Source organism: Streptomyces sp. NBC_00287 (assembly GCF_036173105.1).
Lineage (GTDB): Bacteria > Actinomycetota > Actinomycetes > Streptomycetales > Streptomycetaceae > Streptomyces.
Genome location: NZ_CP108053.1, coordinates 419,071 through 432,806, shown reverse-complemented (window position 1 = coordinate 432,806; position 13,736 = coordinate 419,071). Strand labels below are relative to the sequence as shown.

The 13,736-nt window shown below is 71.5% G+C and carries 13 protein-coding genes; 4 read left to right on the top strand and 9 right to left on the bottom strand.

Going from position 1 to position 13,736, the window contains the following annotated elements; translation table 11 throughout:
• The first annotated feature begins 12 nt into the window (after nt 1–12).
• Nucleotides 13–423, top strand: coding sequence for a VOC family protein (locus tag OHT76_RS02275; protein WP_328869002.1), 411 nt, complete (start codon nt 13–15; stop codon nt 421–423).
• Nucleotides 424–519: 96 nt separating this feature from the next.
• A complete protein-coding gene (locus OHT76_RS02270; protein WP_328869001.1) occupies nt 520–2,913 on the top strand; it encodes an excinuclease ABC subunit UvrA in 2,394 nt (797 codons plus the stop codon).
• A gap of 16 nt (nt 2,914–2,929) precedes the next feature.
• On the opposite strand, the gene OHT76_RS02265 is transcribed toward OHT76_RS02270, so the two are convergent.
• From OHT76_RS02265 to OHT76_RS02255, 3 genes are all read right to left on the bottom strand, one after another.
• Complete coding sequence (locus tag OHT76_RS02265; protein ID WP_328869000.1) at nt 2,930–3,709, bottom strand: SDR family NAD(P)-dependent oxidoreductase; 780 nt, start codon at nt 3,707–3,709, stop codon at nt 2,930–2,932.
• Nucleotides 3,706–4,509, bottom strand: coding sequence for a dienelactone hydrolase family protein (locus tag OHT76_RS02260; protein ID WP_328868999.1), 804 nt, complete (start codon nt 4,507–4,509; stop codon nt 3,706–3,708). The genes OHT76_RS02265 and OHT76_RS02260 overlap by 4 nt, the downstream gene beginning before the upstream one ends.
• A gap of 110 nt (nt 4,510–4,619) precedes the next feature.
• Entirely contained in the window at nt 4,620–5,240 is a 621-nt protein-coding gene (locus OHT76_RS02255; RefSeq protein WP_328868998.1) for an L-threonylcarbamoyladenylate synthase, read from the bottom strand.
• 99 nt (nt 5,241–5,339) lie between these two features.
• Between OHT76_RS02255 and OHT76_RS02250 the strand changes: the two genes are divergently transcribed.
• Together OHT76_RS02250 and OHT76_RS02245 are read left to right on the top strand one after the other, a co-directional pair.
• The gene (locus OHT76_RS02250; RefSeq protein WP_328868997.1) at nt 5,340–6,263 is read left to right on the top strand and encodes a MerR family transcriptional regulator; all 924 of its coding nucleotides are present in this window, start codon (nt 5,340–5,342) and stop codon (nt 6,261–6,263) included.
• A gap of 270 nt (nt 6,264–6,533) precedes the next feature.
• Complete coding sequence (locus OHT76_RS02245; protein ID WP_328868996.1) at nt 6,534–8,042, top strand: PucR family transcriptional regulator; 1,509 nt, start codon at nt 6,534–6,536, stop codon at nt 8,040–8,042.
• Between the two features lie 127 nt (nt 8,043–8,169).
• On the opposite strand, the gene OHT76_RS02240 is transcribed toward OHT76_RS02245, so the two are convergent.
• The 6 genes from OHT76_RS02240 to OHT76_RS02215 are packed head-to-tail and all read right to left on the bottom strand — an operon-like array spanning nt 8,170 to nt 13,350.
• Nucleotides 8,170–9,405, bottom strand: coding sequence for a cytochrome P450 family protein (locus tag OHT76_RS02240; RefSeq protein ID WP_328868995.1), 1,236 nt, complete (start codon nt 9,403–9,405; stop codon nt 8,170–8,172).
• Nucleotides 9,402–10,640: a cytochrome P450 gene (locus OHT76_RS02235; RefSeq protein ID WP_328868994.1), complete on the bottom strand. Its 1,239-nt coding sequence runs from the start codon at nt 10,638–10,640 to the stop codon at nt 9,402–9,404. The genes OHT76_RS02240 and OHT76_RS02235 overlap by 4 nt, the downstream gene beginning before the upstream one ends.
• Nucleotides 10,637–11,245 (bottom strand): GTP-binding protein, encoded by a 609-nt coding sequence (locus tag OHT76_RS02230; RefSeq protein WP_328868993.1) that lies wholly within the window; start codon nt 11,243–11,245, stop codon nt 10,637–10,639. The genes OHT76_RS02235 and OHT76_RS02230 overlap by 4 nt, the downstream gene beginning before the upstream one ends.
• Complete coding sequence (locus OHT76_RS02225; RefSeq protein WP_328868992.1) at nt 11,214–11,579, bottom strand: DUF742 domain-containing protein; 366 nt, start codon at nt 11,577–11,579, stop codon at nt 11,214–11,216. The genes OHT76_RS02230 and OHT76_RS02225 overlap by 32 nt, the downstream gene beginning before the upstream one ends.
• On the bottom strand, nt 11,576–11,998 hold the full coding sequence (locus tag OHT76_RS02220) for a roadblock/LC7 domain-containing protein (protein WP_328868991.1): 423 nt from the start codon (nt 11,996–11,998) through the stop codon (nt 11,576–11,578). The genes OHT76_RS02225 and OHT76_RS02220 overlap by 4 nt, the downstream gene beginning before the upstream one ends.
• On the bottom strand, nt 11,995–13,350 hold the full coding sequence (locus OHT76_RS02215; RefSeq protein WP_328868990.1) for an ATP-binding protein: 1,356 nt from the start codon (nt 13,348–13,350) through the stop codon (nt 11,995–11,997). Before OHT76_RS02215 ends, OHT76_RS02220 begins: the two co-directional genes overlap by 4 nt.
• Nucleotides 13,351–13,736 lie beyond the last annotated feature (386 nt).

Genomic DNA, 13,736 nt, shown 5'->3' with positions numbered 1-13,736 from the left:
AGCGTGACGGGCATGGACATCACCATCAACGCCGGCTTCCTTGCGCACAACGACCCGGAGGCCTCCCTGGCCTTCTACCGCGACATCCTCGGCTTCGAGGTCCGGGGGGACGTCGGATACGGCGAGATGCGCTGGATCACCGTCGGCCCCGTCGGCCAGCCCGACACCTCGATCGTGCTGACGCCGCCCGCCGCCGACCCCGCCGTCACCGACGAGGAGCGCCGCACCATCCTCGACATGATGGACCAGGGCACCTACGGCTTCGTCCTGTTGGCCACCCCCGATCTGGACGCCACCTTCGACCGGCTCCAGGCCACCGACGCCGAGGTCGTCCAGGAACCGACCGACCAGCCCTACGGCGTCCGCGACTGCGCCTTCCGCGACCCTTCCGGGAATCTGATCCGGATCCAGGAGAAGCGCTGATCCGGCCGGTAACCGAGGTGATCAAGTAGAACCTCACGTACTGTTCGAAGCCGGTCAGATCCAGCCGGGCGACAGCCGATGAGACGGGGAGAAACGATGAGCAGGGCCACCAGGACGCACACGCAGTCGCCTGCGCCGCACATTGCCGACAGCCACGACATGATCCGTGTGCACGGCGCCCGCGAGAACAACCTCAAGGACGTCAGCATCGAGATCCCCAAGCGCCGGCTGACGGTGTTCACCGGAGTGTCCGGCTCGGGCAAGAGCTCCCTGGTGTTCGACACGATCGCCGCCGAGTCGCAGCGGCTGATCAACGAGACCTACCCCGCCTTCGTGCAGGGCTTCATGGCGAACCTGGCACGCCCCGAGGTCGACGTACTCGACGGTCTGACCACCGTGATCAGCGTCGACCAGCAGCGCATGGGCGCCGACCCGCGCTCCACGGTCGGCACCGCCACCGACGCCAACGCCATGCTGCGCATCCTCTTCAGCCGCCTCGGCAAGCCGCACATCGGCCCGCCCAGCGCCTACTCCTTCAACACCGCCTCCGTGAAGGCGAGCGGCGCGATCACCGTGCAGCGCGGCGACAAGACCAAGGCCGAGAAGGCGACCTTCGAGCGCACCGGCGGCATGTGCACCCGCTGCGAGGGCCGGGGCAAGGTCTCCGACATCGACCTCACCCAGCTCTACGACGACTCCAAGTCACTTGCCGAGGGCGCCTTCACCATCCCCGGCTGGAAGTCGGACAGCCAGTGGACCGTGGGGCTCTACGCCCAGTCCGGCTTCCTCGACCCGCACAAGCCGATCCGCCGGTTCACCAAGAAGGAGATGCACGACTTCCTCTACGGCGAGCCGACCAAGGTGAAGGTCAACGGCATCAACCTCACGTACGAAGGCCTCATCCCGAAGATCCAGAAGTCCTTCCTGTCCAAGGACAAGGAGGCGATGCAGCCGCACATCCGCGCCTTCGTGGAACGGGCCGTCACCTTCACCGTCTGCCCCGAGTGCGACGGCACCCGGCTCAGCGAGGGCGCCAGGTCCTCGAAGATCAATAAGATCAGCATCGCCGACGCCTGCGCCATGGAGATCCGCGACCTCGCCGAATGGGTCCGCACCCTCAAGGAGCCGTCGGTCGCGCCGCTGCTCGCCGCCCTGCAGCAGACCCTCGACTCGTTCGTGGAGATCGGCCTCGGCTATCTCGCCCTCGACCGGCCCTCGGGCACCCTGTCCGGCGGTGAGGCCCAGCGCGTCAAGATGATTCGCCACCTCGGCTCCTCGCTCACCGATGTCACCTACGTCTTCGACGAGCCCACCATCGGTCTGCACCCCCATGACATCCAGCGGATGAACAACCTGCTGATCCGGCTGCGGGACAAGGGCAACACCGTCCTTGTCGTGGAGCACAAGCCCGAGGCCATCGCGATCGCCGACCACGTCGTCGACCTCGGCCCCGGCGCCGGTACGGCGGGCGGCACCGTCTGCTTCGAGGGCACCCTCGACGACCTGCGCGCCTCCGGCACCGTCACCGGCCGCCACCTCGACGACCGGGCCGTCCTGAAGGACACGGTCCGCAAGTCCACCGGGGCCCTGGAGATCCGCGGCGCGACGGCGAACAACCTCCAGGACGTCGACGTCGACATCCCGCTCGGCGTGCTGACCGTCGTCACCGGCGTCGCGGGCTCCGGCAAGAGCTCGCTGCTGCACGGTTCCATCCCCGCAGCCGAGGGCGTGGTGTCAGTCGACCAGAGCCCGATCCGCGGCTCCCGGCGCAGCAACCCGGCGACCTACACCGGACTGCTCGAGCCGATCCGCAAGGCCTTCGCCAAGGCCAATGGCGTCAAGCCCGCCCTGTTCAGCGCCAACTCCGAGGGCGCCTGTCCCACCTGCAACGGCGCCGGGGTCATCTACACCGACCTGGCGATCATGCAGAGCGTCGCGACCCCCTGTGAGGACTGCGAGGGCAAGCGGTTCCAGGCCTCTGTGCTGGAGTACCACCTCGGCGGCCGAGACATCAGCGAGGTGCTCGGGATGTCGGTGGCCGAGGCGGAGGAGTTCTTCGGCTCCGGCGACGCCCGCACGCCGGCCGCGCACGCCATCCTCAGCCGCCTCGCCGATGTCGGCCTCGGCTACCTCACCCTCGGCCAGCCGCTCACCACGCTGTCCGGCGGTGAGCGGCAGCGGCTCAAGCTCGCCACGCACATGGCCGACAAGGGCGGCGTCTACATCCTGGACGAGCCGACCACGGGCCTGCACCTCGCCGACGTCGAGCAACTCCTCGGCCTGCTCGACCGGCTGGTGGACTCCGGCAAGTCGGTCATCGTCATCGAGCACCACCAGGCCGTCATGGCCCACGCCGACTGGATCATCGACCTGGGCCCCGGCGCCGGACACGACGGCGGCAAGATCGTCTTCGAGGGCACGCCCGCCGACCTGGTCGACGCCCGCCCGACGCTCACCGGTGAGCACCTGGCGGAGTACGTCGGCGCCTGACCGGCCGGTGAACGGCTCAGTGGACGGAGAAGCCTCCGTCCACGAACAGGGCCTGGCCGGTGACATACGCGGAGGCGCGGCTCGCGAGGAAGACCGCCGCCCCCGCGAAGTCCTCGGCCAGGCCGTTGCGCCCGACCATCGTGCGGGCGGCGAGCGCCGCCACCTTCTCGGGGTCGGACGACAGCCGTTGGTTGAGCGGCGTCATCACGAACCCCGGCACCAGCGTGTTGCAGGTGACGCCGTACGGCGACCAGGCCTCGGCCTGTGACCGGGCCAGCGACTCCAGCGCCCCCTTGGAGACGCCGTAGGCGCCGCTCTGCACGAAGGCCCGGTGCGCCTGCTGGGACGTGATGTGGATGATCCGCCCGAAGCCGCGCTCGGCCATCCCGGGCCCGAACCGCCGGCCCAGCAGATAGGGCGCCTCCAGGTTCACGGCCATCGTCGTGTCCCACACGTCCTCGTCCAACTCGGCCATCGGGGGCCGCAGATTGATCCCGGCGGAGTTGACGAGGATGTCGGGCTCCCCGAACACCGCGGCCGCCGCCTCCGCCCCCGCGCGCACCCCGTCGCGCGTACCCAGATCGGCGCTCACCCAGGCGGCCCGGCAGCCGTCGGCCGTCAACTCCTCGACCGTCTCGGCCAGTTCCCCCTCCTTGCGGGCGACGACCACCACGCTCGCGCCCGCCCGGGCGAGGGCCCCGGCGATGGCGCGCCCGATGCCGGAGCTGCCGCCGGTCACCAGGGCGACACGGCCGTCGAGGGAGAACAGTTCGGAGAGGTAGGCCTGCGATGTCATGGCCGCACCCTAGAAGGCCGTGGCCGCCGGGCGCCGAACAGGGGGCGGAACGTGCGCTTCAACAGATCCAGCAGCTCCGCCCAGTGCCGTTCGTCCGCCTCTTGGTTATAGGCGGCGGTGTCGGCCTGGGTGAAGCCGTGGTGGGCTCCCGGGTAGACCTCGCAGCGGTGGCGGACGCCCGCCGCCGTCAGCGCGTGCTCCAGCCGCTCGATCTGCTCCACGGGCAGCGCGGGGTCCTGGTCGGCGTGGCCGAAGTACAGCTCGGCGGTGATGTGTTCGGCCACCAGGTGCGGGCTGTCCGGGTCCTCGGTGGCCAGCCGCCCACCGTGGAACCCGGCCACCGCCGCGACCCGCTCCGGATAGGTGCCCGCGGTCAGCAGGGCCAGCCGGGCGCCCATGCAGTAGCCGGTCAGCGCGACCGGACCGTCGGCGACCAGCGAACTGCCGTCCAGCCAGCGCAGATATGCATCGGCGTCCCGCATCGCCAACTCGGGCGTGAGGGACTGCATGATCGGCCCGAGCTGCTCGAAGATCTCCGGACGGGCCGACGGATCGATGAACTCGGGCAACTCGACCACCGGCGTGCGCCCGTGACGGTAGAACACGTTCGGCACCAGGACCGTGTGCCCGGCCTCGGCGATCCGGTCGGCCATGGCCCGCAGCCGCGGCCGCAGCCCGAAGGCGTCCATGTAGAGCAGGACCGCGGGATGGGCCGCTCCGTCACCGGGGTGGGCCAGATAGGCGTCGGCGGTGCCGTCCTCAGTGACGATGTCGACGGCGGTTCCCTGTACGACGGTCATGTAGGGGTCGTGCCTCTCTGCTGGGGGAGTCGGCGACGGCCTGACCCTGGGAAGGCCAGGTCACGGTCATCGTGACACGCGCCGCCGCAAGCCCCCGCGCCGCCCCCGCCCTACTCGAAGCGCGAGGTGTCCCCGGCTCCGTGCCGCACGATCTCGGCCTCGCCGCCGGAGAAGTCGATCACCGTCGTGGGCTCGGTACCGCACTCCCCGGAGTCGACCACGGCGTCCAGCACATGGTCCAGGCGGTCCTTGATCTCCCAGCCCTGCGTCATCGGTTCGTCCTCGTCGGGCAGCAGCAGCGTGCTGGACAGCAGCGGCTCGCCCAGCTCGGCGAGGAGCGCCTGGGTCACGACATGGTCGGGGATGCGCACACCGACCGTCTTCTTCTTCGGGTGCTGGAGCATGCGGGGCACCTCGCGCGTCGCGGGCAGGATGAAGGTGTAACTGCCCGGCGTGGAGGCCTTGATCGCGCGGAAGACGTTGTTGTCGATCTGGACGAACTGTCCGAGCTGCGCGAAGTCCTGGCACACCAGGGTGAAGTGGTGCCGGTCGTCGAGACGGCGGATGGACCGGATCCGTTCCACCCCGTCACGGCTGCCCAGCCGGCAGCCCAGGGCATAACAGGAGTCCGTCGGATACGCGATGAGCGCATCGGCACGGACGCTGTCGGCGACCTGGGAGACGACACGCGGCTGGGGATTGTCGGGGTGCACATCGAAGTACTTCGCCATTCGCCGAGCGTATGCCCTGCACCGGCTTCGCACGCGCAGGGCAGGCCGTCCACGGCCCCGACTTGAGTCTCCCGCCGGGGGAGACCCGAGACTGACGGCATGAACGGCGACACCCTCCCGATCGGCGAACTGGCCCGCCGCACCGGCCTGACCGTCAAGACGGTCCGGCTCTACTCCGACCGCGGGGTCATCACCCCCGCCGAACGCACACCCGCCGGCTACCGCCGCTACGCCCCCGACGCCGTGGCCCGCCTCTCCTTCGTGCGCACCCTGCGCGAACTCGGCCTCGGCCTCGACACGATCCGGCGGATCCTCGACCGGGAGCTGCCCCTGGAGGAAGTCGCCGCCCGGCACGCAGCCGCCCTGGACGTACAGATCGGCGTGCTGCGTCTGAGACGCGCGGTCCTGACGAATGTGGCCGCACGCACCCCCACCACCCCCGAGGAGATCCGACGGATGCACCAGCTCGCCCGCCTCACCACGGCCGAACGCCGTCGCTTGGTCGACGAGTTCCTCGACTCCGTCTTCGCGGACCTCGACGAGGGCCCGGTCCCCTCCGCGATCCGGCGTTCGATGACCCCCGAACTCCCCGACGACCCCACGCAGGCCCAGGCAGACGCCTGGGTCGGACTGGCGGAACTCTCCCTCGACCCCGACTTCCGGGACGCGGTACGGCGCCTGGCCGAGGAGCACGCCCGCCGAGCGTCCTCCCCACCGCTCCCGGACGTCGTCGCGCTCGCGCACATCCACGTGGGAGCGGCCCTCGCGGCCGGGATCGATCCCGGCTCCCCGGAAGCCGACCCCGCCGTCGCGGCTCTCGCCGCCCACAGCGCCCGCACCCTCGCCCGCCCCGACGACCACGAGCTGCACCGCCTGCTGCTCCACCACCTGGAGCGCGCCGACGACCCGCGCCGCGACCGGTACTTCGAGCTGCTCGCGGTGATCAACGACTGGCCGCCGCCGGTGCCCCACACCCCCGTGATCCACTGGTCCGTGGCGGCTCTGCGAGCGCGGGCCGCCTGATGGGGCCCGCCGTACACCTGAAGACCGCGGCGCGTGGCCGGGGCGCGGCGCCGTGGGCTCTGCCCGCCCGGCCCTGACCGACCTGCTCCCGGCGGCGCCACCCGCGTCCCCCGCCGACGGCCACCTGCACCTGCGTACCCGAGGCGCCTGAACCGCTCCGGCAGGGGAACCCGTCCTCGCTGTGAACGCCGGCGGCCGGTCGGGCGAGTGTGAGGTAACGTCCCGAACCGGTACGTCGAGAACGGGACGAAGGGTGAGGGAAGGCCGAACGTGGCTGGCCGAGAGGACGGGATCCGTCGTGCGGAGGTGAGGGCTGCCGACGAGCGGGCCTGGGAGCGGGAGTTGCTCGATCTGCTGAGGCCGGGCGGGCAGAAAGTCCGGCAGGTCGTCGCCTGGCTCGCGAACGCGGTGGCCGGTACGGCCTGTCTGCTCGACGACACCGGCACCGTCCTCGCGGGAACCTCCCTGGACAACGGGCCCTTCGAAGACCTGCTCGGGGACATCGTGGCCGGCCGGATCGCCTCCGCCGCCTGGGAGGGGCAGGGCCGCCATCTGCGGCTCGTCCGCGTGGCGTCGGCGGCGGGCGTCCTGACCGTGTCCCGTGCGCAACCGTTCGACCGACGCGCCTCCGACATCGTCTCGCACACCGTCCAGATCCTCGAACTGCTGCTCAAGGCCCGAGAGTCGACCGCGTCCGTACGCCGCCTCGAACGCGCCACGTCCGACCTGAGACTGGCGATCCTGCAACTGCTGATGGTGGAGGACACCGTCGCCGCACGCCGCGTCGCCGCGGGACTGTGGCCCGGGCTGCTCGACACGGACACCGCCTGCGTCTACGTCGTCGAGAGCCACCCCGAGGAACGCGACCGGCTCGCCGAGGAGTGCCTGGACGCGACGCGGGAGCAGGCCCTGGTCGTGCGCTGCCCCGCCATGGACGGGCACGTGATCGTCGTGACGCCCCGGGAGACCGAGGCCGGCGTCCTGCGCTCGCTGATCGGCCGCCGCCCCCGCGTCTTCCTCGGCGGCAGCGCCCGGCACAGCCTGGCCCGCACCGCCACCGCCTACGGGCAGGCCGTCAGCGCCCTAGCCGTGGCGCACTTCCGCCCCGACCAGGCGGCGGTGTACGCCGAACGCACCCACCCAGAGCGCCTGATGGACCCCGCCGCGCTGCACGGCTGGACGGCCCGGGTGCTGCGCCCCCTCGACGGCCTGCCCCACCACACCCGCGCCGAACTGCTCGCCACCACCCGGCTGGGCCTGGAGTTCACCGCTGTCAGCGCCGCCAAGGTCCTCGGCGTCAGCCGCAACACCGTCCGCGCCCGGATGGAACGCGCGGAGGCTCTGCTGGGGATCGATTTCTCGGACCTCACCGCCCGTGCCGTCGTCCATCTCGCGCTCAACACCCAGGAGAGCCTGGAGCACAGCCCGGACGTTCAGGCCCCCGTACCCGCCGACCTGCTCACCGGACCCGCGATGCGCGTCTGGGCGCACGACCTGCTGGCCCGCCTGGACGCCGACGCCCGCGATCTGCGCCGCACTTTGCGCACCTGGATCGCGGCCGGGGGCAATGCCGAGCGGGCCGCGCAGACGCTGGGCGTGCACGCGCAGACCGTGCGCGAGCACGTCCGCGCCGCGGAACCGGTCCTCGAACGCCAGCTCCTCGTCGGCGGCGGCGACCTGTACGAGGTCGTGCTCGCTCATCTGGCGGCCGGCGACCTCGATCCGCCCACCCTGCACGGGGTGAAGCGGGGCGAACCGGACTCACTTGTGCACAGGTGAGCCCCGCGCCCCGTGCAGCGGGCATCGACACGGTTCACAAGCACCCTGCCGGAGACGTAAGTTCGACGAGCCGCGGGGGCGCGACCGGAACGGGGGACCGGTCGGCCCTCGCGCGACTGTCTCCGGGTCAGTCGCCCAGCAGCACCGGGATCTCCTGCCAGCCGAAGGCGATGAACGACGGCACCTGCCGCAGTTCGTCCGCGTCGACCGCGAGCCGCATGCCGGGGAACCGGTCGAACAGGGCCGGCAGGGCCGTCATCGCCTCCACACGGGCCAGCGGGGCGCCGATGCAGCGGTGCACGCCGATGCCGAACGCCATGTGGTCGTCCGCTCCACGCGCCGCGTCGAAGGCGTCCGCGTCCGGGCCGTAGTGCGCAGGATCCAGGCCCGCGGCGGCGTACGTCGTGATGATGGCGTCCCCGGCCGGGATCGTGACGCCCCCGACCTCGATGTCGGTCACCGCGAACCGCAGCGGCAGCGAGGCGATCGAGGGGTGGACCCGCAGGGTCTCGTCGACGACCGCGTCCCAGCCGATTTCCCCGGAGCGCACGGCGGCCAGCTGCTCGGGGTGGCCGAGCAGCGCGACGACCGCGTTGCCGATGAGGTTCACCGTCGTCTCGAACCCGGCGCCGATCACCAGCAGCAGCGTGTACAGCAGCTCCTCGTCGCTGAGCCGGTCGCCGTCCGAGTCGCGCACCCGGATCAGCTCGGTCGTCAAATCGTCCCCGGGGTGCTCGCTGCGGTGAGCGATCAGCGCAGGCAGCACCGTGCCGATCTGCTGCTGCACGAACGCCGCGTGCTCGGGTGAGGGGTCCGAGGTGTCCATGATGGCCGCGATCAGCCGGGTGGTGTCGGCCACCAACTCATCAGGCACGCCGAACAGTTCGCAGATGAAGCGCAGGGGGAGGGGGTGGGCGAGGGCCGCCTTGATGTCCACGACACCGTCGTCGGCCGCGGCCACCTTGTCCAGCAGCTCACTGGTGATCGCCTCCACCCGAGTCCGCATCGCCTCCGTGCGCCGCTGGGTGAAGCTGGGCGCCACCAGCTTGCGCAGCCTCGTGTGGTCGGGGCCGTAGGTGGAGAGCATGTTGACCACGCCGACCCAGCCCAGGATCCAGCCCCAGGAGGGGTGTTCGCCGATCTCCGGCCACAGCCTCCAGTGTTTGCGGGGGTCCTTGCTGACCCGCGGATCGAGGATCAGTCCTTTGAGGGTGTCGTAGCCGGTGGGTGCCCAGGCCGGGATCCCGCCGGGCAGGTCGACGGGGACGATCGGGCCGAGGGCGCGCAGCCGGGCGGACTCGGCGGCGATGTCGGAACCGAACGGGTCGAGGGCGAAGCGTTCGGTGCGGTCGGTCACGGTCACGACGGGCCTCCAGGCAGATCGGGGGAGCGGGGGCTGAATCGCACGGGCAGGGAGGTCAGTGAGCGGTGGAACGGGCCCGGCCGCCAGGTCAGACGCTCGCGCGGCAGGACGGGTTCGAGATCGGGCAGCCACTGGGTGAGCCGCTCGATCGCCTCGGTCGCGATGAGCAGCGTGTGCTGCTTGACCGGGCAGGCGTGCGGGCCCGCTGACCAGGACAGGTGCGAGGCGTCACCGGGGTGCCGGTGGCCTCCGTGGTCCTGCTCGGCGGCGTGCGCGAGGGCGCCGTAGGAGATGACGACCGGGACCGCGGCCCTGATCCACGCCCCGTGGAAGGTCACGGGCCGGCGGGCGTAGTGGATGCCGTAGTTCGCCAGCGGCGTCTCGTGGTGCAGCACCTCCACCACCGCGTCCATCACCGGGCGGGCGCCGCTGGTGAGGGTCGAGTAGTAAGAGGGGTTGCCGAGGATGCGGGAGAGCGCGTTGGAGACGAGGTTCGCGGTCGGTTCGTGTCCCGCGCCGAGCGTGAGGAAGACCTGCCAGGTGACCTCCTCCGGGGTGAGCCCCGCTGGATGGTCGAGCAGCCAGCTAGGCAGGTCCTCGCCGCGCCGCTCGGCCTTGGCGGCGATCAGCTCCAGCACATAGCCGCCGAACTCCGCCTCGCCCTCGGCCGCTTCGGCGCCGCCCTCCATCATCTTGCCCAGCGCCGCGTTCAGCCGGTCGCTCTGGCTGTCGGGCAGCCCGAACAGGTTGTTGAACACCAGCGCCATCAGCGGCCGGGCGAAGTCGCCCACCAGATCCGCCTCGCCCTTCGGCCCGATCCGCCCGACCAACAGCCGTACCGAGCGGTGCACCCGGGCCCGCAGATCGTGCGGTTCGACCCGGTCGAAGGTGTCGATCAGGGTGGTCCGGTAGCGGACGTGATCAGCGCCGTCTGCGAACAGGGTGTTGGGCCGCCAGCGCATCATGCCGAGCACCGGCGAGTCGTCGGCGACCGTCGTCTCCCACGGCCGCGGGTCGTGCGAGAAGGTCTCCGTGTCGTGCAGCAGATCCAGCGCGGCCCGCCGGTCGGTGACGACGTACGCGGGCACGCCCGGCGCCAACTCGGCCCAGCCGACCGGGCCTTGGGCGCGCAGATCCTCGTAGTAGCGATAGGGGTCCAGCGCGAAGCCGTCCTCCCACAGCCGCACGGGCGCGGAGCGGGAGAAGGTCTGCTGGGCGGCGGGGTAGGTGGTCACCGGGTCTCCGGAGGGTGGCGGTCGATCAGATGCTGGACCAGCGCGAGCAGCGCGTCGATGGAGGAGCGCGGGTCGCGCGCGTCGCAGGTCACCATCGGCGTGCCCGCCTCCAGGTCCAGCGCGGCGCGCAACTGCGCTTCGGTGTAGTGGCTCGGCGCGTCCGGGAAGGCGTTGAAGGCGACGGCGTACGGCAGCCCGCTCTCCTCGACCAGGCCGAGCACGTCGAAGGAGGCGTCGATCCGGCGGCTGTCGACCAGCACCAGCGCGCCGAGCGCCCCGTAGGCGATGTCGTCCCACAGGGAACGGAACCGTTCCTGGCCGGGTGTGCCGAAGAGGTAGAGCACGATTCCGTCGTTCAGGCTGATCCGGCCGAAGTCGATGGCGACGGTGGTCGTCGACTTGTCCCGGACCCCGGCCAGGTCGTCCACCGGGGCGGACGCCTCGCTGAGCCGCTCCTCGGTGTGCAGCGGCCGGATCTCGGAGACGGAGTCGATCAGCGTGGTCTTGCCCACCCCGAAGGGGCCCGTGACCAGGATCTTCACCAGGTCGCGGGCGGTGTCGGGCAGGTGGATGTCACTGGTCGTGCTTGAGGGCGCGAAGGCCATCGGCCACTCTCTTCAGCAGGTCGGGGTCGAAGCGTTCGGCGGGTGGGATCGGGGCGCGGGCGAGGATCAGGTTCCGGTCGAGGAGCGCCCCGGCCAGGACTCGTACGGCGGAGACCGGCAGCCGCAGCAGGGCTGCGGCCTCCACCACCGTCAGCGAGCCGTCGTGCAGGGCGTCCAGCAGGGCGAGTTCGGCGGCGGGCAGGCCGGCCGGTGCGGGTTCGCCGCTGCCGGTGAGGACCGAGAGCCGCTCCAGGTGGGGGCGGCTGGGCCGGGCCACGCCGCCGGTCGACAGATACGCGGGGACCAGGGGACGGCCGCCCGGGCGGGCGGTCATGCCGGAGCGTCGCCGTCGGTTCCTCGGGCCGCGGCGGCCATCGCCTTCTCGCCGAGCCGCGCCACCTGGGAGTGCACCCGGTGGGCGAGCAGGTCAAGGCGTACCTCGCCGTTGCCGTAGGCGGCCACACAGGTGCCGTGGTCGGTCGGCACGATCAGCACGTACCCGTGGTCGGACTCGATGACGACCTGCCGCACCTCGGCCCGCTCCCGGTCGGCGAACGCCGCCGCGGCGGTACGGCAGGCCCCCTGCACGGTGCTGGTGATGGCGGCCACCCGCTCGGCCGACGGCTGGGAGAGCGCGTCCGTGTACCCGGTGACAAGCCCGTCCCGGGTGAGCAGCACGGCGGCCACGACATGCGGCACCTCAAGGATCGGTTCCAGTACCCACGCCGTGTCTCCTGCTTCGCGGCCGGTCATCGGTCCGTTCCCCCTTGGTGGTCGTCGCGTTCGGTGTCGTGCTCGGCGCTCTCGGAGCGTGCGGCGGCGGTGGCGGCCTGGAGCGCGCCGAGCGCGGCGGCGGCCTCTTCGGGACGCCGCGCGGGCGGCGGCTCTTCGGGTACGGCGGTCTCGGCGGCGGCCGCTCTGGTGCGGCGGCGGCGCTGGGGCAGACCGTCGGCGGTGGGCTGCGGGCCGTGGGTCTCCGGTTCGGGTACGTAGTCGTGTGAGGTGCTGGGCGCCCGCTCGTCGTCCTGCGTCCGGCGCGTGGGGCGCGGGGCGCTGGCGGCCGGGGGCTGTTCGGCGGGGTCGATCCGGGTCAGCAGGTGGCTGTCGACGCGCAGGACCGCTCGGACGCCGCCGTAGGGGGAGGGCGAGGACAGGTCCACGGTCAGGTCGAACTGCCGGGTCAGCTGGCCGATCGCGGCGAGGCCCATGCGCGGCGGATCGCCGAGGTCGGTGAGCAGGATCGGCTCGGAACCGGCCACCATGCGCTGGGCGCGGGCCCGTTCGTCCTGCGTCATACCGAGGCCCGCGTCGTCGACGGTGACGCAGACGCCGTGGTGCACGTTTTCCAGGTTGACGACGACGTCCGTGTCCGGCGCGGAGTGCCTGAGCGCGTTGTCCAGCAGCTCGGCGACGATGATCGCGACCGGTTCGACGGCGTGCGAGACCAGGGCGGTGCCGGTCTCGAGGTGGTTGTGGACCCGGACCCGGTGGTAGCCCGCGAGCCGGGCCTGGCCGCCGGTCACCGCGTCCACCAAGTGGGACTCCTCACGGGCCAGCCCCACCCAGGCCCCGCAAACCACCGCGGCGACCTGCGCGCGCCGCAGCGACTGCTCGTTCTCGTGGTCCAGTTCGAACAGCGTCTGCGCCAACTCTGGGTCGTCGTACTGCTGTTGCAGACCGCGCAGCGCGTCCTGGAGCCGGTACAGCGCGGCCTGGATCTCCCGGGTCGCCCCGCGCATCCCGGCCTGGGCGGCGGCGTCGACGCGCAGGTGCTGCGCCGTCAGCTCGACGCGCAGCTGGCTCAGGACGTTCTCCATCGCGACGCCGAGCGAGGAACCGGCCGCCCGGAGCTGGAGCGGACCCGGCACCGCGACATGCGGATGCGCCAGCTGGCGGGCGGCGGCGGGAACACGCTTCGCCGCGAGATGCTCGACCTCGGCCGCGAACGTCTGCACCACGCCGTCGAGATGGGCACGCAGTGCGGCGATCTCGTCGCGCTGCACGGCCCGTTGCCGCCGCGACCGCAGCAGCCCGCCGCCGAGGGCGAGCGCGGACAGTGTGCCGACGGCCAGACCGCCGACGGCCAGGTCCGGTAGTTCGATCATCGAATCGCTATCCAGAGGAGTGGGTAGGGGTGGGTGCGAGGACCCCTCGTGAGGCGCTCGCAGCACAGTACACACCGTCATCGACCGCTCTCGCACGGTCGACGGGTACTTCGCTCCGAATCTGCCCGCTCTCTGTTCACTTCTGCGTTAACTGTCTGAATTGCCGTACTGCATCGGTGAGTTGACGATGGTTCAGACGGCTGCGTAGGCGCCGTCGACCACGACAGCCGGGCGCAGATGCCAGGCCGGGTTCTCAGGGCGTTGATGCGGTCACCGTTCTCGCGCTCGGTGATCTCTCCCAGGCCCCGCTCAAGGATCACGTCCAGGGCGGCCGTGGCGAGCGCGTCGCGGGTCTGGCGTGGCTTGCACTGCCGGCGGTCCGCCGA